Here is a 25315-nt window from a genome sequence, read left to right on the forward strand (position 1 = left end):
GCCTGCCCGGTCCTGTGCTTCCGGGGACCGCCTGCCCGGTCTTCGGGGCTTTCTCACACTCGGGTGCCGGGTCCGGCCCGTTCCGCCGTTTCGGGGGTGCCCCGGGAGCCGGCTCTCCGGGGCCGTTCCGGCGGCCGGCGCTTCCCGGGGCGCCGGAGGGCGGCCTCTCCGGGCGTCCCCGGGGCCGGCACCCGCGTGCGGCCCCGGGGCGCCGGACCCGGGTGCCGGACCCAGGTCAGTCCGCCCCCTCGGGGACGTCCGGGGCCACGGCCGCGAGGCGTACGGGGACGCCGTTGAGTACCGCGGTGCCGGAGAGCGGGTCCAGGAGGGCCGCGTCCAGGAGCTGGTTGACGTTGACGCCGGGGTCCCGGGCCGCCACGCGCATCCGGGTGCCGGGGCGGTCGTGGCCCCAGCCGTGCGGCAGGCTCACCACGCCGGGGCGCACGGTGTCGGTGAGCTCCGCGGGCGCGGTGACCTCGCCCCCGGGGCCCGTGATCCGCACCGGCGCGCCGTCGGCGAGGCCGAGCCGGGCCGCGTCGTCGGGGTGCACCTGGAGGGTGCAGCGGTTGGAGCCGCCGGTCAGCGGCGGGAGGTTGTGCATCCAGCTGTTGTTGGACCGCAGGTGACGGCGGCCCACCAGGAGCAGGGTGCCGGAGTCGGCGCCGGTGCGGGTGCGGGTGCCGTGGTCCACGCCGGCGTGGGAGCCGGGTTCCTGCGGGCCGGAGAGCAGCGCCTTCAGCCGTGGCAGATCGCCGGCGATCGGCGCGGGGAAGAGCTCGACGCGTCCGCTGCGGGTCTTCAGCAGGCCGGGCAGCCGGGGCCGGAGCGGGCCGAGGTCGATGCCGTGCGGGTGCGCCAGCAGCCGTGCCAGGCTCAGGCCTTCGGGGTCCGCGCCGAACCCGTCCCCGTACGGGCCGAGCCGCAGCATCATGTCGAGCCGCCGCTCGGGCCCGTCCTCGCCGGTCAGCCGGGCCGCGAGCGACGCCGGGTCCTGGCCGTGCACCGGGGACGCCGGATCGGCGGCGGCCCTGCCGAGGGTCTGCTGGATCACCAGATCGTCGACGGCGGCCGGGGCGGCGCCGTGCATGCCGGCCGCGGCGGCGACCAGCCGGGCGTGGATCTCCGTCTCGGCCATCAGGGCCGGGTCGAGCGGGACCGCGGCAGGCGTGTAACGGGCCTGGTTGCGCACCGCGAAGAGGTTGAAGGCGAAGTCGTAGTGCGGGCTCTGCGAGGGCGGCGGCGGGGGCAGCACGACCTCGGCGTGGCAGGTGGTCTCGTTCAGGTACGGGTCGACCGCGACCATGAAGTCCAGGGAGTCGAGCGCCTTCTCCAGCCGAGCGCCGTCCGGCGCGGAGAGCACCGGGTTGGCGGCGATGGTGATGAGGGCGCGCAGCGGGCCGCGCGCCGGGCTGTCCGGGCCGCCCGCCCCCGGGGTGTCGATCTCCTCGGCGAGGGCGGCCAGGGGCAGTTCGCCCTTGGCCTCCGGGTGACCGCTCACCCGGCTGCGCCAGCGTCCGAGGGCGAACCCCTTGCCGGGGCCGGGCTGCCTGGGGGCGCGGTCGGTGGCGGACAGCGGGAAGAGCGCGCCGCCGGGGCGGTCGAGGTTGCCGGTGAGCACGTTCAGCACGTCCACCAGCCAGCTTGTGAGGGTGCCGAAGGCGACGGTGTTGCTGCCGACCCGGCCGTAGACGGCGGCGGTGGGCGCGGCGGCCAGCTCCCTCGCCAGCGTCCGTATGGTGCCGGCGGCCACGCCGCAGGCGGCGGCGACGGCCTCCGGGGTGAGGTCGGCCAGCGCGTCCCGGACGGCGTCGAGGCCGTCCAGGTGGGGTGTGAGCGCGCCGGGGCGCACCAGTTCCTCGGCGAACAGCACCTGGGCCAGCGCGGCGAGCAGCAGGGCGTCGGTGCCGGGGCGGATCGGCACGTGCCGGTCGGCGAGGCGGGCGGTGCGGGTGCGCCGGGGGTCGATCACCGTGAGGGTGCCGCCGCGGGCGCGCAGCGCCTTGAGCCGGCCGGCGAAGTCGGGGGCCGTGCACAGGCTGCCGTTGGACTCGACCGGGTTGGCCCCGATCAGCAGCAGGTGGTCGGTGCGGTCCAGGTCCGGTACCGGTATCGCGAAGGAGTCGCCGAAGAGCAGCCCGCTGGAGACGTGCTTGGGCATCTGGTCGACCGTGCTCGCCGTGAAGAGGCTCCGGGTGCCGAGCGCGTTCAGCAGCACCGGCGGGTAGAGCGCCCCGGCCATGGTGTGCACATTGGGGTTGCCGAGGACCACGCCCACGCTGTGCGGGCCGTGCGCCTCGACGATCGGGCGCAGGGCCCCGGCCACCGCGTCGAAGGCCTCGTCCCAGCCTGTCGCGCGCAGCTCGCCTCCCTTGCGCACCAGCGGGGTGCGGAGCCGGTCCGGGTCGGCGTCCAGCGCGCCGAACGCCGCTCCCTTGGGACAGATGAACCCCCGGCTGAACACGTCGTCGCGGTCGCCGCGGGCCCCGGTGACACGGCCGTCCTCGATGGTGAGGGAGAGCCCGCAGGTGGCCTCGCACAGTGGGCAGATGCGCAGCGCGGTACGCGTCGCCGACCCGGCCGTGGCCGGGGTGTCGAGTGCTACGGGTGATCCGGGCATGAGCGCTCCCCTGGTCGGCGCACGGACGTCTCTGAGCCTACCGACGGGTAGGGACGAACGGCAGGCCCTTGACCGGACGTTGTGGCCCACCCTGCTCCCCGCGCCCGGAGCGGGCTCCGGTGCGCCCCAGTACCCACCGGCACGTTCCCTGCCCCCACCATCATGCCGACCGGTCGGTATGCCGTCCAGCGCGGCGCCGGCGGGCCGGCGGCACCCCGGTGTCCTCGAGGGGCGCGGGGACTGGGGCCATCTCCCACACGCCTGCAAGGCAGTGGGGGGAGCGACGAGCCCCGACGAAGTCCGCAGACCGCCACCGGCCCGAAGAGGCACGTGCCACCGGATCCGACCACCGGCCGATGAACGGCTGCGCGCGCAATTCCCCGAGCCCTGCCCGGGAAACCGGCGCAGCCGGGTCACCCCAGCACGCCCGCCAGATAGCGGCGCAGCAACGCCCGTGTCTCGGCGACGAGTTCCGGATCGCCGTGCGGATCCATCCGGAACGCCAGCCGGATCAGCGCGTCGGCGGACTCCACCGCCACCAGGACGGCCCGGCGCACCGCCGCGTCGGGCGGGCGGCCCAGGTGGCCGGAGAGGAGGTCGGTGAGCCGTTCCGCCACCCGGAGGTTGGGGTCGGCGGCCGGGGTGCCTACGGGGATCTGGTTGCCGAAGTCGACCAGCGTGAAGCCGGGCGCCGTCCGCTTCATGGCGAGGTACTCGTCGAGCACGGCGTCCATCGCCGCCCGCCAGTCCCCCGGACCGAGCCCGGCGAGCCGCCGGGTGACGCGCTCGGCGTAGCGTTCCAGGTTCCGGGCGGCGAGGGCGTCGGCCATGGCGCGCTTGTTGCCGAAGAAGCGGTAGACGGACCCGATGGCGACGCCGGCGCGCTCGGCCACCGCCCGGGTGCTCAGCCCCTCGTACCCCACCTCGTCGAGGAGTTCGGCGCAGGCGTCGAGGATCCTGCCGAGCCGTGCGACGCTGCGGCGTTGCAGGGGCGCACGGCGCAGCGCGCCGTGCTCTCCGGGCTCCTCCGGTGCGGCCGTCAAGACGTCGGCCCCGGGGTCGCCGCCACGCTGCCCCCGGAGGCGGCCGCGCCGGACGGGGAGCCGGAGCCGGCGTCGTCCGGGGCGCCGCTCACGCCGGGTGTCGCGGCCGAGGCGGTCAGCGGTGCCGTGCTCTCCACCGGCCTGCCGCCCACCGCCCAGACGGTGTGGTCGTCGGCGTAGAGCCGTGCGGTGACCTGGTGCGTGCCGCGGGAGAGCAGCCTCGACGGCAGGTGGTAGCGGGGGCCGTGCAGCAGGGCGAGCCGGCGCCCGTCCAGGTAGAGCCGGGCCTCGCCGCGGCCCGCGACGGCCGGCCGGCCGCGGTCCCGGGCGGGCGTGAAGCGGAAGTGGTGGACGGCCAGCCGCAGGTCCCACCCGTCCCTGGCGTCCGGCTGCACCACGACGTCCACCTGCGGCGCGTCCTTCTTGGGCACCTCGCGGTACCGGTGGCCCTCGCCGTCGTCGGTGAGCGTGCCCGCCGATCCGGCGGGCGTACTCGCCGGGCCCACCGGGGCACCGGTGCCGCCCGCGGCGTCGGTGCAGCCCGTGAGACCCGTGAGCGCCACGGCCAGCATGACCGGCGCGCACAGCCAGAACCGGAACCAGTGCGGCGACGACATGCCCTGGAGCGTAGACCCTGCCACGCCGTCTTGCGCAGGGGATTCTGCAATCCTACGGTTTGGCATAGGAATAGAGCGCGGCGAACGCCCGCCGGGCCCCGGCGCGGCCGGATCCCCCGCCGGGCCGGGGCGCAAGGGAGCGGCCATGCACGGGGACGACGCACGCAAGACCGCCGAGGGCCTGACCTACCTCAGCGGCTTCGGCAACCAGCACAGCTCCGAGGCGGTGCCGGGCGCGCTGCCGCGGGGCCGCAACTCTCCGCAGCGCGCCCCGCTGGGCCTGTACGCGGAGCAGCTGAGCGGCAGCGCGTTCACGGAGCCGCGGGAGCAGAACCGCCGCTCGTGGCTCTACCGGATCCGCCCCTCCGCGGCCCACCCGGCCTTCACCCGCAGGGACAACGGCGCGATCCGCACGGCCCCGTTCACCGAGTCGGTGCCCGACCCCAACCGGCTCCGCTGGGACCCGCTCCCCGAGCCGCCGCCCGGCACGGACTTCGTGGCCGGCCTGTGGACCCTCGGCGGCAACGGCGACGTCACCCGGCGCACCGGCATGGCGGTGCACCTCTACCACGCCGACACCTCCATGACGGACCGGGTCTTCGGCGACGCGGACGGCGAGCTGCTGATCGTGCCGGAGCGGGGCGCGCTGCTGCTGCACACCGAGTTCGGCATGCTGCACGCCCGCCCCGGCGAGGTCGCGCTGATCCCGCGCGGGGTGCGGTTCCGGGTGGAGCTGCTCCCGCCGGCGTCCGCCGCCGAACAGGGGGGCGCGCGCGGCTATGTCTGCGAGAACTACGGCCGCCCCTTCCAGCTCCCCGAGCTCGGCCCCATCGGCGCCAACGGCCTCGCGAACGCCCGGGACTTCCGCGCACCGGTCGCCGCCTTCGAGGACGCGGACCGCCCGGTCCAGGTGATCAGCAAGTTCTGCGGCAACCTCTGGGAGGCGGCGTACGACCACTCCCCGCTGGACGTCGTCGCCTGGCACGGCAACCATCTGCCGTACGTCTACGACCTGCGCAGCTTCAACGTCATCGGCTCCATCAGCTACGACCACCCGGACCCGTCGATCTTCACGGTCCTCACCTCGCCCTCCGGCACTCCGGGGCTTGCGGGCGTGGACTTCGTGGTGTTCGCGCCCCGCTGGCTGGTCGGCGAGGACACCTTCCGGCCACCGTACTTCCACCGCAACGTGATGACCGAGTACATGGGCCTCATCGAGGGGGCGTACGACGCCAAGACCGGGGGCGGCTTCGTCCCGGGCGGTGGCTCGCTGCACACCATGATGTCGGCGCACGGCCCCGACCGCGCGACCTACGAGAGGGCGAGCGCCGCCGAGCTGACCCCGCAGAAGATCGAGGACGGCCTGGCCTTCATGTTCGAGACGCGCTGGCCGGTGACGCTGACCGCCCAGGCGGCCGGGGCGGGGCATCTGCAGCGCGACTACGACGCGGTGTGGCAGGGGCTCCAGCGGCATTTCGGAAACGGATGAGCCGGGCACGGCGGCCCGCCGCGGCGGGCGAGCACGGGCCCTCCGGCGCGGCCAAGTCGTCCGGCGCGAACCTGTCCTTAGGCCCGACCGTGCCCTCCGGCGCGGGACGGTCCTCCGGCGCCGGAGCGGAGGGAGCCGCCGTGACCGCCTTCGCCCCCGACTCACTCGTCCTGAACCGCAAGCTGCCGCTCTGGTACCAGGTCTCCCAGTCGCTGCGGGCCTCGATACTGGGCCGGGCTCCGGACGCCCCGCTCCGGCTGCCCACCGAGGAACAGCTCGCCGGGCACTACGGCGTCAGCGTGCTCACCATGCGCCAGGCGCTCAAGGAGCTGGAGGAGGAGGGACTGATCAGCCGGCACCGCCGCCGGGGCACCTTCATCGAGCCCGGGGCCCTCGGGGGCGCGCCGGTCCGGCTGCTGGGCTCCGTCGACGCGATCGTGGCCCAGCAGTCGGGCATGACGTCCCGGCTGCTGGCGCACGGCCCGGGTCCGGTGCCGGCCGCGTACGCCGAGCACTTCCCGGGCATGACCGAGGTGGCGACGTACCACCGGCTGCGCTGTGACGAGCAGACCGGCGAGCCCACCAACCACGCCCGCAACTATGTGCGCCCGGACGCGGCCCGCCGCATCGACCCCGCGGACCTTGAGCGGCGGCCGATGACCAAGGTGCTGCGCGACGGGGCGGGGATGCGTATCGGGCGGATCACCGACACGGTGGAGGCGCGGCTGGCCGATCCGGACACGGCTCGGCTGCTGAACGTTCCGCTGCTCAGCCCGATTCTGCACTACACGGGTGTCACCTGTGACGACGAGGGGCGCGTCCTGGACGTCGCCGTCATCCAGTACCGCGGCGACCGTTTCTCCTTCACGGTCACCTTGGACGCCCACTGACGCTGCGGGTCGCCACCGGCCGCAAGCGGGACCCGCGGATCGCCACCGGCCGGAGGGGGCGGTCTCCGTCGCTCCCGGACCACCGGCCGCGGATGGTCACTCGCGCCCACGCGGCGGAGCCGCCGATCGACACTGCCCCGCGCCCGTCTCGGGGCCCCCACATCGCCGCACCCCCGGGCCCCTCGCTCCCCCGGGCGGGCCACGCACGACGGACTCAGCGCAGGATCAGCACCGCGATCGTTCCGATGACGGCGTCGGCGATCACGTGCACCGCGTAGCCGATCAGGATCCCGCCGCTGCGCACGCGCAGGACGCCCAGGACGAACCCCCAGGTACCTGCCATGATCACGCCGGTGACACCGGAGGGGAAGCCGGCGAAATGCGCGGCTCCGAACAGCACGGCCTGAAGCACCACCGCGGCCCTGGCGCCCCAGACCGAGGCGAGTTCGGTCAGGAGCACCCCCCGGAAGAGCGTCTCCTCCCACACCGCGTTGACCAGGGCGAACGCCACGATGCCCAGAATCGCGAGCCCGAGCGGGAGTCGTTGTACCTCTCGGAGGTATTCGGCCGGCTCAGGCCGCACCACGAGCGCCCAGGCCGTGAGCGCCGCGGCGCTGAGAACCACGGTGGCCAGGGCCAACGAGAGAGTCCCGGGGGTCAGGGAACCACGCGTCAGCCACGGCGCGCCGGGCCCGAGGGCAGCGTGCCGACCGGCTGTCAGCAGGCATCCGAGAGGGAGCACGCAGACCAGGACCGTGGTGACGGCAGGCGGCCAGCCGCAGAGCATCCCCACCGCGAAACAGCCGAAGAGCGGCCCGACGAACACCGCCGCCCGGATCGCCTCCGCCGACTTCAGCACACCCGCACCAGCGATCAGCAGGACGGCGGCGACGCCCACGACCGCCGTTCGCACCGGCACCCCCGGGCCGATGGGGAAGACCGCGCAGATCCCCAGAGCGACGATGCACGCGCCCGCGAGCGCCGCCGGGACGGGCGAAGCGCCGGTTCCGTCGGCGGGAACCGACGGAACCGGGCATTCGCGTTCGGAGGTCATCACGTGGCTCCGATCGACGTGTTGACAGCGACGGGCGGGAAGAGCATCCGTATCCCACCACATCATGCGGAAAAACGCCGGTCTCATACCCGCCGGCACCGCGGATCGAGCCCCGGCCCGCCGTCCGCATCCGGGCGACGGCCCATGACGGCGGGCCCGCACGCCGCCACCGGCCCGAAGGGGCGATGTCGGGCGTCCTCGGACCCTCCGCCGGCGGATGGTTGCTCGCGCCCACGCGGCAGAGCCGCACACCGACACCGAGCGCGACCCTTCCGGGGGCCGTACACCGGGAGGTGGCCCCCGCGGGTGCGGGGCGTCGTACCATGCCGGGCGTGACCCACGACGACGCGCCGCTGCTCGCGGATCTCCTGCCGTGGTCCGTCGCACCGCTGCGCCTGGGGCGCGGCTGGCCGCTGGCGCCCGACCCGGCGGTCCTGAGAGCCCGCTGGGACGCGTTCGTCCGCGCGCCGGACGAGCAGCGCGCGGCGCTCTTCGTGCCGAGCCGGTCGCGTACGGTGCACTCCGCCGTCGCACAGCTGCCGGGCCGGCGCACGGGGACCGGCCGGCTGGCCCGGGAGAGCGGTCCCTGTCCGGAACCGGTCCGGGTGCTGCACGGCCCGTTCGACGAGCAGTGGCTGATACCCGACCACCGGCTGATCGACGCGGCACGCCCCGAGCTGTGGCGGGTCGCCGACGCACAGCAGCTCTTCGCCGTGGAGCAGGGCCATGTGCCCGGCGCGGAGGGCCCTGCCGTGCTGGCCACCGGCCTGCTGCCGGACGGCCGTTCCCCGGCCGGCCGCCCGGGCCGGATCCGGCCGCTGTACCGCAGACCGGGTGGGCTCGAACCGAACCTGGCGCCGGGCCTGCTGGACCACCTCGCCGCCCGGCTCGGCCACCGTCCGGCTCCCGAGGACGTGCTGGCCTGGGCGCTCGCCACCGCCCGCCCGGGCGCGGCGGGATGCCCCGTGCCGCTCACCGCGGACCCGGAGACCTGGGCGCACGGCACCCGGCTGGGGCACCGGATGCTGCACCTGATGGTGCGGCGCGGCCCCGAGCGCCCCAAGCTGCCGGGCGGCCGCCGCCCCTACGTCCGTGCGCCCCTGCCGCCGCGCCCCGTCGAGGTCCGGTACGACCCCGAGCAGGAGGCCCTGGAGCTGGACGACGGCCGGATCGCGCCGGTGGCCCCACAGGCGTGGGACTTCCGGGTGAGCGGGGTGCGGGTGCTGGAGTCATGGCTGACCCGCCGTCTGCACCGTCCCGAGCCGGGCACCCTGGAGGCCATCGGTCCCGCGGCCTGGCCGCAGGCCTGGACCTCCGAGCTGCTGGAGCTGATCACCGTCCTCGCCCTGCTGGCCGGCCTCGGCGCGGAGCGGACGGCCCTGACGACCGCCCTGGAGGCGCCGATCGGCGCGGTCGAGCTGCGCGCCGCGGGGGTCCTGCCGGTACCGGATGCGGCCCGCCGCCCGGCCTCGGTGCTCGACCATCACGAGGAGGGGCCGGACGGGCAGTTCGCACTGCTCTAGCGGCGCAGGCTGCTCCAGCGGCGCAGTGCCGCTCGGTTCTCCGGGACCCCGGGACTCAGGCGCTCAGGCGCTCAGGCAGCGTCCGGGCTGATGGGGCCGGCAGAGCGCCGGGAACGGGGGAGGCCCTGGGAACGGCAGGAGCGGGGGGCGCCAGGACGGGCCGGAGTGGAGGAGCCGCCAGGAGCCGAGGCACCCCTCCGGAGCGGGTGGGGAGCCCTCATGAGGGGCGGGGAGCCCTTCAGGAAGGGGCGGGGAGCCCTTCAGGAAGGGGCGGGGACTTCCCGAGGGGTGAGCGCGGAGGGATGGGTGAATGTGGGGGGACGGGTGAACGTGGGCACGCCGGGTTGTCGCGGAGGTCCGCACCGCCGACGGGCATGGCGGTGCGGGGTGGGGACACGCGGCTGAGGGCGCGACCCGGCGGTGCCGGACGGTCGGCGGTACGCCGCCGGTGCGGGCGGGCTGGCACCGGCTGCTGCCGCCGACCGGTCAGCGACCGCCGAAGAGCGTGCGGCGCAGCCGCTTGAGGGGCGCGAAGAGCGAGACCCGCTTGACCCGTCCGCTGCGGTCGTGCGCGGCGTCGCGCGTGGTGATCTCGCGCATCAGGGACGTCGCCTCGGCCGTCTGGTGCGGCGCGACGGCGGGGCCGCCGAGCACCGCGAGGTGGCGGTCGAGCCGCGAGCTGGTCGCGCTGCTCCCGCAGCTCACCGCGGGTACGCGCGCCCTGCTGGGCACCGTTATCTGTTCCATGTCACTCCCCACCGTCTCTTCCCCACCGTCACTCGCGCACCGCACTGTCAGCCCGCTCGTACGACGCACCCGGCTCGGGCAGGTTAAACCCTATCGCCCCGAGAGGACACTCGTGTATCCCGGTCACACGATTCACCTGCTTCATAAGGGTGTTGACATCGGTTCGCATGCGTGATGCACGCCTGGTGCCGAAGGTTCCCGGGAACCCGGGACGGAGCGTCCGGGGTCCGCCCGGCGCCGCGCCGCCGTCATGCCTCCGAGGTCAGCGCCGGCAGGTATCCGCCGGACTGGCCCTGGGCGGTCGGGTGGAAGGACTGCGCCACGTCCAGTACGTCGACGTTGTGCAGCCACTCGTTGCCGGAGCAGAGCTCATGGCCGGTGAAGGCCCGGGTGACGTCCGCGAATGCGAATCCGTGCGCGGCCGCGCGGGCGGCCGTGACGGCGTTGAGATGGTCGGCGGCCTCGTTGAGCGCGGTGCGCTCCGCAGCGGAGATCCCGAGGACGCAGTCGCCTGTGGGCGCGAAGAGGTGCGGGTAGCCCAGGACGACGACGCGCGCCGCGGGGGCCTTCGCGGCGACGGCCGAGTAGACGCTGTCGAGACGGCCCGGCAGGGTCGCGTCGATGTAGGCGTCGGCCTCGTCGATCCGGTCCTGGCAGGAGCTGTCCGACTGGAGCACGCAGGTCGTCATGGTGTCCGTGAAGCCGAGGTCGTTGCCGCCGACGGTGATGCTGACGAGGCCGGTGCCGGGGCCAAGCGCGCCGAGCTGGTCCGCCACCACATCACTCGTACGGGCACCGGCGCAGGCGGTGAAGCCGAAGGACGAGGGTGAGTGCGCGGCGGCCCACAGCCGCGGGTAGGCCGCCTTGCTGCGCTTGCAGGCGCCGCTCGCCCCGTCGTAGCCGCCGGCCCCGACGCCGGCCGCGAAGGAGTCCCCGAGGGCCGCGTATCCGGTGGGCGCGGCCGCGTCCGCAGCCGGAGCGCCCAGCAGGGCGCAGGCGGCTGCCAGGAAGAGGGACGACACGCAGGCGGTGCCGCGGGCATGTCTCATCGGGCCTCCCGTAGAGCGGTGTTCGGCGGCCTCTGCCGCAACTCGCGCGACACGGACCGCAGCTGGCCCGCGCGTGCATGACAACCTTTCCCCCGGCGCGCACTCTCCGTATCCCTTCGTGTACGCGACACCCCCCGAATTGACGAACGACCAGGGCCGGCTGCCACGCACGGGCGGGTGGCCGAGGCGGGTCGGAGAAGCGAGCGGAACCGGCCTTCCGGGACGCACCTCGGAAACCCGGATGCACGGGACGGGGGCGTGCCGGATCATGGCGGCATGTCCCCGAACCCATTCGACGCCCTGCCGATCCGGCTCACGGTCGACGACAGCGACTCGCCCGCGGACGTCGTCGACGCGCTGTTCCTCGGCCGCTTCACGACGGGCGAGCAGCCGTACGCGCACAGCGTGAACATAGACCGGGTGCGCGCGGGTGCCACGCTGCTGCCGCCCGGCGGCACGGTGCTGCGCTGTTCCCGGGACGACGACCGCAGCGCCACGCTGGTCGAGGGTGACGGCTGGACGCTGCTGGTCTCCCGCTGGAACCGCGGCGCGGACGTCACCGTCACAGCGACCGCGCCCGAGCTCGCCGAGCGGATCCTGAAGCAGGCCACGGACGGCGCGCACGACGAACCCGAGCCCCAGCCGGAGAACGTCACCATGGGTTTCTGGTACGTCTCCCCGCGGCGCGGCCCGCACCGCACGACGCGTCAGATCTCGGCGGGCACCTGGGCGGAGGTCCGGCAGAACTACACGGCGCCGGTCGCCACCGCCCTGGACGACCTGATGAAGACCACCCCCGAGGACATCGCGGGCCGCCTCCTGCTGCTGCACGGCCCGCCGGGCACCGGGAAGACCTCGGCCCTGCGCACACTGGCGCGCGCCTGGCGCGACTGGTGCCAGGTCGACTGCGTGCTCGACCCCGAGCGGCTCTTCTCGGACGTCGGCTATCTGATGGACATCGCCATCGGGGAGGACGACGGTACGGCGAAGGGGCGTTGGCGGCTGCTGCTCCTGGAGGACTGCGACGAGCTGATCCGCGGCGAGGCGAAGCACACGGCGGGGCAGGCGCTGTCCCGCCTGCTCAACTTGACGGACGGTCTGCTCGGCCAGGGCCGCAACGTCCTCGTGGGCGTCACCACGAACGAGGACCTGGAGCGCCTCCACCCGGCGGTGGTACGCCCCGGCCGCTGCCTCGCCCGCATCGAGGTGGGGCCCCTCACCCGGGCGGAAGCGGTGGCCTGGCTCGGCACGGAGAAGGGCGTGGGTCGTGACGGTGCGACCCTCGCGGAGCTCTATGCGCTCCGCCGCGGCACGGTTCTCCCGGCGGTGCCGGACCCCCGCGGCGGTGCGGCCGCGGGGCTGTACCTGTAACGACCGGCTCCACTTCCCTCGCGCCTCGGGCGGCGGGGTCCCCTTCGACCTCCGGGCTCGTCCTCAGACGCCGGACGGGCTCATCGCGCTCCGCGCTCGTCCTCAGACGCCGGGCGCGCTTCAGCACCACCCTCCGGCCCCGTCCTCAAACGCCGGACCGGCTCCAGCGCCGCCCTCCGGCCCCGTCCTCAAACGCCCGATCGGCTCATCGCGCTCCGCGCTCGTCCTCAAACGCCGGACGGGCTTTCAAAGGGAGCGCGCTCCTCCCCGCAGCGCGCCCCGCCACCGTAGGCCCCTATCCGCAGCCAGCGACCTTGCCCACCCGCCCGCCGCATCACACATTCCCGCCACGCCTGTCCAGGCCCCCCACCCCGCCGCACCATCCCGCCACCAGACAACCCGCACCGATCCCCGCCCATCCCCACCCACCGCCTCACCCTTCCCATCCCGCCGCAACGGCGAGAACCCCGACGGCGTGGTCCGGCGGTGCCGAAATCGGCTCGGCCGGCGGGTCCACACACCCGCCGCACTGCGAAGAGGCCCGGGGCCAACGACAGGGCAGGGGGTCCGGGGCACCCCGCTTCGGCCACCCCGGCAAGGCAAGGGCCCCGGCTGCCCGGGCCAAGGCGACGCGACGGCACCCCGGGCGGGGCGCCCGCCGAAGCCCGCCCGCCCCCGCAGGGGGATCACGAAGCCGGGGTCACCCCTCTTCGTACACAGCACGCAGCGCATCGCGGACCAACGCGGAGGCAACCTCCTCCGCCAGCCCGAGCCGCCGCACCCGCTCCGCGTACGCCTGGGCCGCCGCGGCCCCTTCCCGCTCCGCCGCGCCCCCTGCCGCCGCGACGAACGTCCCGTGCCGGCCCCGGGTCTCGATCACGCCGTCCGCCTCAAGGACCCGGTACGCCTTGGCCACGGTGTTGGCGGCCAGCCCCAGCGACTCCGCGAGCCCCCGGACCGTGGGGAGTTTGTAGCCCACGGGCAGCGCCCCGGAGCGGGCCTGCTCGGAGATCTGGGCGCGCAGTTGTTCGTACGGGGGCACGCCGCCGTCCTGGTCGATGCCGATCCTCAGTGTCACGGGGCGATTGTCCCGCACCCCGGAAAATGGGAGGCACCCCGAGGCCGTCCGCGCGTACCGTGCCGCAGCATGACTGTGATCGTCCGTGCCGTACGGCCCGAGAACCCCGCGGAGACCGAGGCCTTCGTGCGGGTCAGGCATGCCGCCATGCCCCACATCCTCTTCACGCCCGAGTCCATCGCGTACGACGTGCGGCACGCCCACCCGGACGCCCACTTGACCGCGCTGACGGCCGAGGAGGACGGCGAGGTCATAGGCGTCGCCACCGTGAACGTCGCACACGACAGCACGGAGTCCGGCGTGGGCAACGCCAACCTCTACGTCCACCCGGACCGCCGGGGCCGGGGCGCGGGCTCGGCGCTGCTCCGGGTGGCCGAGGAGCACCTCGCCGCCCGCGGGGTCCGCAAGGTCTTCAGCTGGGTGCTGGACGAGCCGGCCAACCACGCGTTCGCCGAGCGGCACGGCTACCGTGCCCGCCGCCCCTCGCGCTTCCTCCGCCTGGACCTCACCGGCGCCCTGCCGCCGCGGCCGACCCTCCCTGCCGGTGTCGAGCTGCGCTCCGGCGCGCAGTTCGCTGCCGACCCGCGCCCGGTCTTCGCCCTGGACGCGGAGACGATCCGCGACGAGCCCAGCGACGTCGACATGGAGTTCGCGGAGTACGAGCAGTGGCTCGCGGACACCTGGCGGCACCCCCTGACCAGCCCCGAACTGACCACCGTCGCCCTGGTGGACGGGGAGCCCGCGGCGTTCACCCTGGGCCGCACGGACGGCGGCGCGCGCTACGGCACCATGATGACGGGCACCGCCCGCCGCTTCCGGGGCCGCGGCCTCGCCAGGCTCTGCAAGATCGACGCCCTGCACCGCGCACGCGCCGCGGGCTGCACGGAGGCGTACACCGGCAACGACGCGGACAACGGCCCGATGCTGGCCGTCAACGCCTCCTGCGGCTACCGGATCACGGCCACCGAGGTCCGGTACCTGCGCGAACTGGGCTGAGCAGGGCGGCTATCCGCGCCGCCTGAAGCACGACCACGTGCGGTGGAAGACCGACAACGGCACCCCCTGCCCGGACCAGGGCGCCGGGAGCCCGTTCGGAACCGCGCCTGGGCGCCGTGGCCCAGCACCCGCTGCCTGAGGGCCCGACCGGCGGCGACACCCAGTGCTCTCACCCGATCAGGGGACGTCCGCGGACGACATCGGGGGATTGAAATCAGCCAGTTTCAGCTCGGCTGGCCGGCCACGCCAGGCGGGCCCCGCACGGCCACTGGAGGGTGCGACGCCGGTGGTCACGCGGGCTACGTCCAGCATGTGAGACACCGCGTGAAACGTGATAGTGGCCACTGACAAAGGCCAGGCGATGAGAAAGCCTCCCGTCCACGGGTCTACCTCCGTACGAATGCGGAACCCGGTAGACGCAGGGAGGCCGTCATGCGCCGAATCAACGCACGGAAGACGCCCGTCAGGCCGGGCGCCCGCCGGATGAACGACGAAGCCGACGAGCGTGGCCAGGAGCGCGCCGAGGTCCGCGGGGATGTCCGGAGGACCTGGTGGCCCGAGTCCGGGGAAGAGAGCGTGCCGCGGCACGGTACGAGACGGCGTTAGCCCCGGCCCGGCGGGAGCCCGTCCCGGCGGCTGACGCGTCCCGGAAGGCGCGTGGCGAACTCCTCGCCCAAGCCGCACCGGCCGAGCCCCCCGGCGACAGCCCCGGGGGGCTCGGCCGTCAGCGGTGGCCCCGTCGGCAGGGGAAGGCGGGCTCGGCTCTCGGGCCGGGTGCGGGCACGTCGTGGCTGGTCGCGCCCCCGCGCCCTTGCGGGCACAGCCGCGCGGGGGCACCGGCACTACGGAGTGAGCCGCTTGCGGTAGTACACGCGGTCGTAGGGACCGTCATCGCGCCGCTCGACCATCTCGTAGCCGTACCGCGGATAGAGCCGCTGGTTCTCCCACATCTTCGCGTGGGTGTAGAGCCTGACCTCGGGCCGCCCGAGGTCCCCGGCGCAGGCCTCCACGAAGGCGAGCAGGCAGCGGCCGATGCCGTGGCCGTGTGCGTCCGGGCGGACCGCGATGCTCTCCAGCAGCACATGGTCCTCGTACGGCACGACGACCACGAGGCCCATGACCGGTTCGCCGGTGACGAACACCCGCCCCGCCGCCACGTCCGCCGCGTGATCGGCACGCATCGGCCCGGGCAGCAGGCCGATGCGCTCGGCGTACGGGCGGTACGCGGCGTCGGTGATGTCCCGCACGGCGGGCACGTCGTCAGAGGTGACCCTGCGGATCTCCTCGGACTCAGTCATGACTGCACGGTACGGCCGGGGCGGCCCGACGGGCGCGGCCGGACGCGGCCGGCGGGCCGCCCCGGCCGCGTCCGTCGGGCACCTCCCACCCCGTCGGGGCGGATGCGGGAGGCTACGCCGCGGGCCGGCGCAGCCGGCGGGCCAGTCCGGTCGCCAGCGGCCAGGCGACCACGAGCAGTACCAAGGCGTAGACGGCCACCGAGAAGGGCGTGTCGACCAGGCCCGACAGGCTCCCGTCGCTGATCTGCAGGGCGCGGCGGAGCTGGAGCTCGGCGTTGGGGCCGAGGATGACGCCGATGACGGCGGGCAGCACCGGCAGTCCATAGCGCCGCATGCCGAATCCGATGAGGCCGATGACGAGCAGGATCACCAGGTCGAACGACTCGCCGCCGACCGCGTAGGCGCCGACCGCGGCGAAGAACAGGATGCCCGCGTAGAGGTAGGGGCGGGGGATCCGCAGCAGCCGTGCCCAGAGCGGCGCGAGCGGCAGGTTGAGCGCCAGCAGCAGCACCATGCCGACGAAGAGCGAGGCGATCAGGCCCCACACCAGCTTGGGTTCCTTCTGGAAGAGCAGCGGCCCCGGCTGGATGCCGTACTGCTGGAAGGCGGCGAGCATCACCGCGGCCACGGCGGTGGTGGGCAGGCCGAGGGTGAGCATGGAGACGAGGGTGCCGGCGGCGGAGGCGGAGGACGCGGACTCGGGGCCCGCGACGCCCTCGATGGCGCCCTTGCCCCACTCTTCCTTCCTCTTCGACAGGCGCTTCTCGGTGACGTACGCCAGGAAGGTGGGGATCTCCGCGCCGCCCGCCGGGATCGCGCCGAACGGGAAGCCGATGAAGGGGCCGCGCAACCAGGACTTCCAGGTGCGCCGCACATCGTCCCTGCCCAGCCAGGGCCGGCCGACGGGGATGGGTTCGCCGCTGGTGCGGCGCAGGTGCGCGGCGACCCAGAGGGCCTCCCCGATCGCGAAGAGGCCGACCGCGACGATCACCACGTCGATGCCGTCGGCGAGGTGCAGCATCCCGAAGGTGAGCCGCTGCTGTCCCGTCATCTGGTCGAGGCCCACCAGGCCGAGGGTGAGGCCGATGAGCAGCGAGGCCAGGCCGCGGACCCGTGAGGAGCCGAGCACGGAGGTGACGGCGATGAACGCCAGCACCATCAGCGCGAAGTAGTCGGGCGCGCCGATGTCGACAGCGAGGTGGGCGACGGTCGGCGCCAGCACCACCAGCAGGACGGTGCCGATCATGCCGCCCGCGAAGTGTCCGATGGCGGCGGCCGCGAGGGCCTGTGCGCCCCGCCCCGCCTTGGCCATCGGGTTGCCCTCGATCGCGGTGACCACGGCGGCGGACTCGCCGGGGGTGTTGAGCAGGATCGAGGTGGTGGAGCCGCCGAACATGGCGCCGTAGTAGATGCCGGCGAACATGATGAACGCGCCGGTGGGTTCGAGCCCGTAGGTCACCGGGAGCAGCAGCGCGACGGCCATGGCGGGGCCGATGCCGGGCAGCACCCCGATGGCGGTGCCCAGCAGCACGCCGACGGCGGCCCACAGCAGGTTCAGCGGGGTGAGTGCGGTGCCGAAGCCGTCGAGGAGGGAGGAGAGGGCGTTCATGTCAGAGCACTCCCATCAGCGGGCCGCCCGGCAGCGGCACTCCGAGCAGCCGGTCGAAGACGACGAAGGTGACGACGGAGAGCACGGCCGCGATCAGCGGATCGCGGTCCGGGCGGCGGCTGCCGAGCGCGTAGGCGGTGCCCCAGAAGAGCAGGGTGCCCGCGACGGGGAAGCCCAGCGGGTCGATCAGGGCCGCGGTGGCCAGGAAGACCCCGGCGAGCAACAGGACGGTGCGCCAGTCGGCGGGCTCGGAGAGGTCGATGTCCTCGCCGCCCTCCGCCGCTCCCCGGCCGCCGCGCAGCACGTCGACGGCGAGCAGCACGGAGACGATCAGCAGGCCGGCGCCGACCACGAGCGGCACGGTCCGCGGGCCCACGGGTCCGCGCTGGGTGAGCTCGACGTGCATGGTGAGCGCGTCGGTGAGCACCAGCAGGCCGAGGGCGAGCAGCAGGACGCAGACGCCGAGTTCGGAGTGCTCGCGCAGCCAGGCGCGGCGGCCCGTGCCCGGTGCGGCGGGAGCGTCCCCTTCCGCGGTGCCGCCGGGGCCGTCCGAGCCGGGGGTGCCGTCCGAGCCGGGGGTGCCGGCCGGATCGGGGGTGCCGGCCGAGTCCGGGGCGCCGGCGGGTTCCCCGGGCCCCCCGGTGCCGGCGGGCGCGGCGGTGGGGCGGTCCGCGGTCCCCTGGGGCGGGGGGCCGGCCTGCCGGAGCGTCTTGGGCTGCACGGGCCGGCCGGGGTCGTCCGTGTGCGCTCCGGTGGGCTTCGCGGTCACAGTCCCAGCTCCTTCAGTACCGACACCACGCGCTTGTCCTGGGCGGCCAGGAACGCGCCGAACCTGTCACCGGTGAGAAAGGCGTCGTCCCAGCCGTTCTTCTTGAGGGAGTCCTGCCACTCCTTCGAGGCGTGGAGTCGCTCGACGAGGCGGGTGAGCCTGGTGCGCTGGGAGCCGGAGAGGCCCGGCGGGGCGACGATGCCGCGCCAGTTGGTGAAGTCCACGTCGAATCCGGCCTCCTTGAGGGTGGGCCCGTGCAGTTCGGGGACCCGCTCGGCGCCGGTGGTGGCGAGCAGCCGGAGCTGCCCCGAACGGACCTGGTCCAGCACCTCGCTCACGCCGGTGACGCCGAAGGCGACCTTCTTGCCGAGGATGGAGGCCATCAGTTCGCCGCCGCCGTCGTACGGGATGTAGTTGACCCGCTTCGGGGCGATCCCGGCCGCGTCCGCCATGAGCATGGTGGCCAGGTGGTCGGGGCCGCCGGGCGAGGAGCCGCCGCCCGCGGGTACCTTGCCGGGGTTCCGCCGCCAGGCGTCGGCGAGCTGCCGGACGTTCTTGTACGGGGAGTTCCCGGCGACCACGACGACGTCCTGCTCCTCGGTGAGCCGGGCGATCGGGGTGGTGTCGGCGAGGGTGGCGGGCGTGTGGTTGGAGCGGGCCGCGCCGACCACGCCGAGGCCCATCGACATGGCCAGCTTGCCGTTGCCGCGTTCGCCGACCAGCCGCGTGAGGCCGACGGTGCCACCGGCGCCGGGCAGGTTGTACACCTCGATGGTGTGGGTGAGCCCGGCGTCCTCGGCGTCCTTGGCCGCGGTGCGGGCGGTGATGTCGTAGCCTCCGCCGGGGGTGTTGGGGACCATGAAGCGCAGTCCGGGGATCTGGGTGCCGGTCGCGGCGCCGCTGCCCGTGGTGAGCAGCGGCGGTGCCACCAGCACCAGCACGGCGGCCCCCAGGACGGCGAGCAGGGTACGCAGGCGCACGTGTGCCACCACCTGTCGGTCGGTCGGCCGCTCCGGCACCGGGTCCCGGGCGGCGGGGCCGGTCCCGCGGGGCCGGGCGGCGCCCGCGGGGCGGGCCGGGGCGGTCATGGGTGAGGTGGCCCACATGTTGCCCGCGCGTCAACACGCTGTCTCTCTTCCGCAAGCAAGGAATGTTGTGGTCGTTGTGGTCGCGCCCTAGCCTGACGGCGATGACGAAAGTGCTGGTCGTGGACGACGATTTCATGGTCGCCAAGCTGCACGGCCGTTATGTGTCCGCCGTGGGCGGCTGCACGGTGGTCGGGGTGGCGCACAGCGGGGCCCAGGCGCTGCGCGCGGTGGAGCGGCTCCGGCCCGATCTGCTGCTGCTCGATGTGTACCTGCCCGACATGGACGGCATCCAGGTGCTGCGGGAGCTGCGGGCGGCCGAGGAACGCGATCCGTCGCGGCCGCCGGTGGACGCGCTGTTCATCACGGCGGCACGGGACGCGGACAAGGTGCGGGCCGCGTTGCGCGCGGGCGCGCTGCACTACCTGATCAAGCCGTTCAACCAGGCCGCGCTCCAGGAGCAGGTGCGGCACGTGGCCGCGCTGCGGGCACGGCTCGACGGCCTGGGCGAGGCGCGCCAGGAGGACGTGGACCAGATCTTCGGGCCCCGCCCGCCCGGCTCACGGGGCCTGCCGAAGGGGCTTGCCGCGCACACCGCCGACCTGGTGGAGCGCATCCTGCGGGACCATCCGGCGGGCCTGTCCGCCTCGGAGTGCGCCGAGGCGGGCGCCCTGTCCCGGGTCAGCGCGCGCCGGTACCTGGAGTACTTCGCGGACACGGGCCGGGCGGAGGTGACGCTCCGGTACGGCGGTACGGGTCGCCCGGAGCGACGGTATCGCTGGGTGGGCTGACGCCCATCGTCCCCGTGCGCGGCAGCGCCCGGCCCTGCGGGCCGGTGACGACCTGACCGTCTCGTCGTGGCCGGTCGCGCACCCGGAGGGGAGTCATGCCGCCAGGGTTCCCGGAACGACCGCGGACGGGCCGAAGCGGGCACGGGCGCGGTCCGCGGCCCGTTCCAGGCGGCGGGCCCGGTCGTCGGCGGGGTCGAGGGAGAGCTGACGGGCGGCGCGGCCGGCCGGCCCAAGGCCCTCCACGCGCAGGGCCAGGCCGCGCACCCGCGCCCGTTGCAGGCCCAGCGCCTCGTACATCCGGTACGCGGCGGCGGTGAGCGCCGGTGAGTGCGCGGTGGGCTCGGGGAGCGTCCGGCTACGGGTGATCGGACGCCCCGTACGGTCCGCGCAGCGCACGGTGAGCGTGAGCGCGCGGCACACCTGGCCCTCGGCGCGCAGCCGGGCGCCCAGGTCCGAGGTGAGCGAGACCAGGGCGCACCGGTGCACGGAGAAGTCGAGCTCGTCGCGGTCGAAGGTGCGCTCGCCGGTCATCGACCGTGCCGCGGCGTTCGGCACCACCCGGGTACGGTCCACGCCCCGCGCCTTCTCGTGCAACTCGCGCCCGGCGCGCGCGCCGATGAGCCGCTGCACGGTGGGCAACGGTGCGGCGGCGACGCTGCCCACGGTGTGCAGTCCGTACGCGCCCAGGGTGCGTGCGGTCGCGGAGCCCACTCCTGGGATGGCCGTGACGGGCCGGCCGGCGAGGAAGGCCGCGACGGCGTCAGGTCCCCCGGGCACGGCCAGGGTGGTGCCCGGTGCGGCGGCGCGCGCCGCGGCCCTGGCCGCCATCGGGCCGGGGCCGACGCCGATCGTGCAGTCCACGCCGTGCAGGGCGAGGGCGCGGACGCGCAGCACCGAGGCCAGTTCCACGGCGTCCCGCCCGAAGTACCGGACCGCGCCCCGCAGATCGGCGAGCGCACCGTCGGGCGGCACCGCCTCGACGACGGGGGTGAGCTCGCCGAGCAGCGCCAGCAGCTCGGACAGACCGCCGGCTTCCGGTGTCACCAGCCGAACGCAGAGCACGGCGGCGTCCTCCGTCGCATTCCCCGCATTCCCCGCATTCCCCGCGTCCACCGCGTCCCCCGCCTCCGGCCCACCGCCCGGGCCCGTCCCGCCGTCCGGCCACACCCCGCCGCCCGGACCCGCCATGCCGTCCGCGCCCGAACCTGTCATACCTTCCGCGCCCGAACCTGTCATACCGTCCGCGCCCGAGCCCGCCATACCGTCCACGTCCGAACCCACCATGCCGTCCGCGCCCGAGCCCGCCATACCGTCCACGTCCGAACCCACCATGCCGTCCACGTCCGAACCCACCATGCCGTCCACGTCCGAGCCCGCCATACCGTCCGGGCCCGGACCCGCCGTACCGTCCGTATCCCGCGCACCCCGCATGCCCGGCGCCCCCGGCGCCTCCGGTGGCCCCGGAGCGGCGTGCGCACGGTGCTCCGCCGCGTTCGTCCTCATCCCGCGCTCCCCGGACTCTGGTGCCAGAGCTTCCTCCTCGGCCTGTTGCCCTCCCCCGCCGGGCGGAGGTCCGCCCAGGGGTGCATCTCGTAGCCGGTGGCCATCCGGATGCGGCGCCCCCCGGTACCGCCGCCGGTACCGTCCGCGGACGCCTCGTCCGCACCGGCGCCCTCCTCGGTGGCTTCACCGCCCGAACCGCCCGAACCGGCCGGCTCCGCCTGCTCGACGGGCTCCACCGGCTCCGCCAGCCGTGCGGCCACCGCGTCGAGCCCGCCCGTCGCCCGCAGTTCCACCAGCTCGGCGAGGTCCCAGGCCGCGGCACCGACCACGCTGAGGCTGCGCGGCCCGCGGCGCTGCACCACGCCGCGCACCAGCAGCAGCCAGGAGTGGAAGACGGTGTGGGCGCAGGCGGCGTGGGCGTCGTCGAAGAAGGCGAGGTCGACCAGGCCGGTGCCGTCGTCCAGCGTCGTGAAGATGACCCGCTTGCCGGACCGGATCGGCGGTGTCTGGGTGGCCGCCTTCGCGCCCGCGACCAGCACCGTCTCACCGTGCCGCGCGGACTGCAGCCGCCGCGCGGGCAGCACGCCGAGCTCGTCGAGGAACGCGGCGTGGTCGTCCATCAGATGGTGGGAGACGTCCATGCCGAGCACGCCCAGCTCGGCGCTGAGCCGCTCCGCGTCGCTCAGGTCCGGCAGCCCCGCCCCCGCGGTGCGCCGCCCGCCGGCGAGCGGGAGCTGCGCGCCGTATCCCCCGCGTGCACCCCGGTGCAGCTCGGCCAGGTGGAGTTGCAGGTCGCGGCGGTTGGCGCCGAATGCGTCCAGCGCGCCGACCTGCGCCAGCCGTTCGGCGACCGGCTTGCTGGGCCGTGCGCGTTCCCAGAAGTCCAGCAGTGAGGCGTACGGCCGGCCCGCCGCGATCCGCGCCGCCTCGGCCTCACTGATGCCGTGCACATCGCTGAGCCCGAGCCTGAGTCCCCACCGCTCGGATCCCGGCTCCGGCGGACCGTCCGGAGTGCCCTCCGGCGGACCGTCCGAAGGGTCACCCAACCCCTCGCCATCAGACACCAGTTCGATATGATGATCGACCGCCGAGTGGTTCACGTCCAGGGGTAGCACCGGCACCCCCCGCCGCCGTGCGTCCGCGAGCAGCAGCCGCTTCGGGTACATCCCGGGGTCGTGGGTGAGCAGCCCCGCGTAGAAGGCCGCCGGGTGGTGCGTCTTCAGCCAGGCCGACTGGTAGGTCGGCACGGCGAAGGCGACGGCGTGCGCCTTGCAGAAGCCGTAGGAGCCGAAGGCCTCGACGATCTCCCAGGTGCGGGCGACGGTCTCGGCGTCGTACCCCTTCGCGGCCGCCTGCTCGGCGAACCACACACGGATCCTGCCCTGCGACTCGGGGTCGGAGAGCCCCCGCCGCACCCGGTCCGCCTCGTCCCGGCCGCAGCCGGTCATGATGTGCACCATCTCGATGATCTGCTCGTGGAAGACCACCACCCCGTAGGTCTCCTCCAGCGGCCCCGCCAGGTCCCGGTGCGGGTAGCGGACCGGGGCGCGGCCGTGCCGTGCCTCGATGAACGGGCGGACCATGTCGGCCGCGACCGGCCCCGGCCTGAAGAGCGAGATGTCGACGACGAGGTCGTGGAACGTGGCGGGCTGCAGCCGTCCGACCAGGTCCCGCTGGCCGGGCGACTCGATCTGGAAGCAGCCCAGCGTCTCGGCGGAACGGATCAGGCGATACGTTTCTTCATCCCCTTTGCCGCCCGAGCCCTCGGCCGCCACCGCATCCAGGTCGACCCGCTGCCCCGTGGTGCGCTCGACCTCCGCGACCGCGTGCGCCATCGCCGACTGCATCCGCACACCCAGGACGTCGAGCTTGAGCAGGCCCAGCTCCTCCACGTCGTCCTTGTCGAACTGGGACATCGGGAAGCCCTCGCCGCTGGTCGGCACCACCGGGGTGCGGGAGAGCAGCGAGGCGTCCGAGAGGAGCACCCCGCACGGGTGCATGGCGATCCCGCGGGGCAGCGCGTCCAGCGCCTCCACCAGGTCCCAGAACCGCCCGTACCCCCCGCCCGGGCCGCCGTCCGGGTGCCGCTCGGCGGCGGCGCGCTGCTCCTCGGCCAGCTCACGCAGCTCGGGCAGCTCCGCCAGGGCGGCGCGGGCATCGCGGGCGCGGATGTGCGGGAAGGACTTGGCGATCCGGTCGATGTCCGCGGGGTCCATCGAGAGCGCGGCGCCCACGTCGCGGATCGCATGGCGCACCCGGTAGGTCTCGGGCATGGAGACGGTCGCCACGCGCTCGGCGCCGAACCGGTCGATGATCCTGCGGTAGACCTCCAGGCGGCGCGCGGACTCCACGTCGACGTCGATGTCGGGCAGCACGGCCCGCCGCTTGGACAGGAACCGTTCCATCAGCAGGTGCTGCTCGACGGGGTCGGCGTTCGCGATTCCGAGCAGGTGGTTGAGGAGGGAGCCCGCGCCCGAGCCGCGTGCGGCCACCCGGATGCCCATCTCCCTGACGTCGTCGACGACCTGCGCCACGGTGAGGAAGTACGAGGCGAAGCCGTGGTGGGCGATGATGTCCAGCTCGTGGTGCATGCGCTCCCAGTAGGTGCGGGCGTCGGGGCGTCGGTCGTAGCCGCGCAGCACCATGCCCGCGGCGGCGCGGGAGGCCAGCACGCGCTGGGCGGTGCGCCGGCCGGCGCCGACGAGGCGGGGTTCGGGGAAGTGGACGGAACCGACCCCGAGGTCCGCCTCGGGGTCGACCCTGCACTCCTCGGCCACCGCACGGGTCTGTTCGAGCAGGCGGTGCGCGGCCTCGGGACGGTAGCCCGCGGCCGTGACGACGCGCTCGGCGGCGGCCCGCATCCCGGCGGGGTCCTTCAGCCAGCGCTCACCGCTGTCCAGTTCCTTGCGGGGATCGATCGGGACCAGGCGGCGGGCCGCGTCGAGCACGTCCGCGACCGGTCCCATGCCCGGGTCCGCGTAACGCACGGCGTTGCTCAGCACGGGCCGCACGCCCTGCTCGGCGGCGAGGGCGACGGTGCGGGCGGCGAGCCGCAGGGAGCCGGGGCCCGTGCCGTCCCGGCCGTGCCAGACGGCCTCCAGGCGCAGTGCGTCTCCGAAGATCTCCCGCCAGGGGCCAAGGAGGCGCGCGGCGCGGTCGGGACGGCCGGCGGCGAGGGCCCGGCCCACGTCGGAAGCGGGCCCGAGCAGCACGGTCAGGCCTTCGGCGGGCAGTTCGGACCAGTCGAGGACGGGGTCGCCGCCGGCCCGGTGCGCGGCGGTGACCAGCCGGCACAGCTCGCTCCAGCCGAGGGCGCCCGCACGGGCGAGAAAGGTGACCCGGGGCGCCGACTCGTCCAGGAAGGCGCCGCCCCGCACCGGGGCGCGCCGCACGCCGCGCTCCGAACGCTCCCGCTCTGCCCGGCCAGGACCGAGGGGGCGGGCACCGGAGGGGGCACCGGCCGGGAGCGTGCCGCCCAAGGCGTCGTCCCGCCCCAGCCGGATCTGCTCCGTGCGGTCCTGGTCGGCCACCGCGAGCTCCACCCCGAAGATCGGGCGCACTCCCGCCGCCTCGCACGCCCGGCCGAAGCGGACCGCGCCCGCGAGGGTGTTCCGGTCGGTGAGGGCGAGGGCGTCCATGCCCCGCTCCGCGGCGCGCTCGGCCAGCCGCTCCGGGTGCGAGGCCCCGTACCGCTGGGAGAAACCGGATGCGACATGCAGATGCGTGAAGTCCGGCACACGCACCTCCGATCCGATCCGCTCTCTCCCCCTGCCCCCACCATAGACC

The 25315-nt window shown here is 74.7% G+C and carries 20 protein-coding genes; 7 read left to right on the forward strand and 13 right to left on the reverse strand.

Annotated features, from left to right (window positions below; translation table 11 throughout):
• Window positions 1–235: 235 nt before the first annotated feature.
• The 3 genes from ACSMXW_RS04655 to ACSMXW_RS04665 form a co-directional block, all read right to left on the reverse strand.
• On the reverse strand, window positions 236–2617 hold the full coding sequence (locus ACSMXW_RS04655; protein ID WP_485804194.1) for a molybdopterin-dependent oxidoreductase: 2382 nt from the start codon (window positions 2615–2617) through the stop codon (window positions 236–238).
• 413 nt (window positions 2618–3030) lie between these two features.
• A complete protein-coding gene (locus ACSMXW_RS04660; RefSeq protein ID WP_485804195.1) occupies window positions 3031–3660 on the reverse strand; it encodes a TetR/AcrR family transcriptional regulator in 630 nt (209 codons plus the stop codon).
• Window positions 3657–4277, reverse strand: coding sequence for a hypothetical protein (locus ACSMXW_RS04665; protein ID WP_485804196.1), 621 nt, complete (start codon window positions 4275–4277; stop codon window positions 3657–3659). Before ACSMXW_RS04665 ends, ACSMXW_RS04660 begins: the two co-directional genes overlap by 4 nt.
• Window positions 4278–4422: 145 nt before the next feature.
• Between ACSMXW_RS04665 and hmgA the strand changes: the two genes are divergently transcribed.
• Together hmgA and ACSMXW_RS04675 are read left to right on the forward strand one after the other, a co-directional pair.
• Window positions 4423–5766 (forward strand): homogentisate 1,2-dioxygenase, encoded by a 1344-nt coding sequence (gene hmgA / locus ACSMXW_RS04670; RefSeq protein ID WP_485804197.1) that lies wholly within the window; start codon window positions 4423–4425, stop codon window positions 5764–5766.
• A 140-nt stretch (window positions 5767–5906) separates the two neighbouring features.
• Window positions 5907–6656: a GntR family transcriptional regulator gene (locus ACSMXW_RS04675; protein ID WP_485804198.1), complete on the forward strand. Its 750-nt coding sequence runs from the start codon at window positions 5907–5909 to the stop codon at window positions 6654–6656.
• 214 nt (window positions 6657–6870) lie between these two features.
• On the opposite strand, the gene ACSMXW_RS04680 is transcribed toward ACSMXW_RS04675, so the two are convergent.
• Entirely contained in the window at window positions 6871–7797 is a 927-nt protein-coding gene (locus tag ACSMXW_RS04680) for a CPBP family intramembrane glutamic endopeptidase (protein ID WP_485804199.1), read from the reverse strand.
• Between the two features lie 236 nt (window positions 7798–8033).
• Between ACSMXW_RS04680 and ACSMXW_RS04685 the strand changes: the two genes are divergently transcribed.
• Window positions 8034–9233: a type ISP restriction/modification enzyme gene (locus ACSMXW_RS04685; protein ID WP_485804200.1), complete on the forward strand. Its 1200-nt coding sequence runs from the start codon at window positions 8034–8036 to the stop codon at window positions 9231–9233.
• 486 nt (window positions 9234–9719) lie between these two features.
• Here ACSMXW_RS04685 and ACSMXW_RS04690 read toward each other — a convergent pair whose 3' ends face one another.
• Window positions 9720–9980: a hypothetical protein gene (locus ACSMXW_RS04690; RefSeq protein WP_485804201.1), complete on the reverse strand. Its 261-nt coding sequence runs from the start codon at window positions 9978–9980 to the stop codon at window positions 9720–9722.
• A 248-nt stretch (window positions 9981–10228) separates the two neighbouring features.
• Complete coding sequence (locus ACSMXW_RS04695; RefSeq protein WP_485804202.1) at window positions 10229–11029, reverse strand: SGNH/GDSL hydrolase family protein; 801 nt, start codon at window positions 11027–11029, stop codon at window positions 10229–10231.
• A 276-nt stretch (window positions 11030–11305) separates the two neighbouring features.
• Here ACSMXW_RS04695 and ACSMXW_RS04700 point away from each other — a divergent pair, with 276 nt between their 5' ends.
• Window positions 11306–12400: a DUF5925 domain-containing protein gene (locus tag ACSMXW_RS04700; protein ID WP_485804203.1), complete on the forward strand. Its 1095-nt coding sequence runs from the start codon at window positions 11306–11308 to the stop codon at window positions 12398–12400.
• A 700-nt stretch (window positions 12401–13100) separates the two neighbouring features.
• Here the strand turns inward: ACSMXW_RS04700 and ACSMXW_RS04705 are convergent.
• The gene (locus ACSMXW_RS04705; protein WP_485804204.1) at window positions 13101–13478 is read right to left on the reverse strand and encodes a GntR family transcriptional regulator; all 378 of its coding nucleotides are present in this window, start codon (window positions 13476–13478) and stop codon (window positions 13101–13103) included.
• A 69-nt stretch (window positions 13479–13547) separates the two neighbouring features.
• On the opposite strand from ACSMXW_RS04705, the gene ACSMXW_RS04710 reads away from it, so the two are divergent.
• Together ACSMXW_RS04710 and ACSMXW_RS04715 are read left to right on the forward strand one after the other, a co-directional pair.
• A complete protein-coding gene (locus ACSMXW_RS04710) occupies window positions 13548–14474 on the forward strand; it encodes a GNAT family N-acetyltransferase (protein WP_485804205.1) in 927 nt (308 codons plus the stop codon).
• Between the two features lie 432 nt (window positions 14475–14906).
• Window positions 14907–15080 (forward strand): hypothetical protein, encoded by a 174-nt coding sequence (locus tag ACSMXW_RS04715; RefSeq protein ID WP_485804206.1) that lies wholly within the window; start codon window positions 14907–14909, stop codon window positions 15078–15080.
• A 236-nt stretch (window positions 15081–15316) separates the two neighbouring features.
• Here the strand turns inward: ACSMXW_RS04715 and ACSMXW_RS04720 are convergent, their stop codons facing one another.
• From ACSMXW_RS04720 to ACSMXW_RS04735, 4 genes are all read right to left on the reverse strand, one after another.
• A complete protein-coding gene (locus ACSMXW_RS04720; RefSeq protein WP_485804207.1) occupies window positions 15317–15772 on the reverse strand; it encodes a GNAT family N-acetyltransferase in 456 nt (151 codons plus the stop codon).
• Between the two features lie 112 nt (window positions 15773–15884).
• Window positions 15885–17381, reverse strand: a complete 1497-nt coding sequence (locus tag ACSMXW_RS04725) for a tripartite tricarboxylate transporter permease (RefSeq protein WP_485804208.1) — start codon at window positions 17379–17381, stop codon at window positions 15885–15887.
• 1 nt (window position 17382) lies between these two features.
• Window positions 17383–17865, reverse strand: coding sequence for a tripartite tricarboxylate transporter TctB family protein (locus ACSMXW_RS04730; protein ID WP_485807807.1), 483 nt, complete (start codon window positions 17863–17865; stop codon window positions 17383–17385).
• Window positions 17866–18146: 281 nt separating this feature from the next.
• Window positions 18147–19130: a Bug family tripartite tricarboxylate transporter substrate binding protein gene (locus tag ACSMXW_RS04735; protein WP_485804209.1), complete on the reverse strand. Its 984-nt coding sequence runs from the start codon at window positions 19128–19130 to the stop codon at window positions 18147–18149.
• Window positions 19131–19339: 209 nt separating this feature from the next.
• Here ACSMXW_RS04735 and ACSMXW_RS04740 point away from each other — a divergent pair, with 209 nt between their 5' ends.
• Window positions 19340–20026, forward strand: coding sequence for a response regulator (locus ACSMXW_RS04740; RefSeq protein WP_485804210.1), 687 nt, complete (start codon window positions 19340–19342; stop codon window positions 20024–20026).
• A gap of 93 nt (window positions 20027–20119) precedes the next feature.
• Here ACSMXW_RS04740 and ACSMXW_RS04745 read toward each other — a convergent pair whose 3' ends face one another.
• Window positions 20120–21262 carry a DNA polymerase Y family protein gene (locus ACSMXW_RS04745; protein ID WP_485807808.1) on the reverse strand — a complete coding sequence of 381 codons (1143 nt, stop codon included), beginning with the start codon at window positions 21260–21262 and terminating at the stop codon, window positions 20120–20122.
• A 263-nt stretch (window positions 21263–21525) separates the two neighbouring features.
• A complete protein-coding gene (locus tag ACSMXW_RS04750) occupies window positions 21526–25266 on the reverse strand; it encodes a DNA polymerase III subunit alpha (protein ID WP_485804211.1) in 3741 nt (1246 codons plus the stop codon).
• Window positions 25267–25315: the final 49 nt, after the last annotated feature.

The sequence above is a fragment of the Streptomyces sp. DSM 116793 genome (assembly GCF_057320905.1).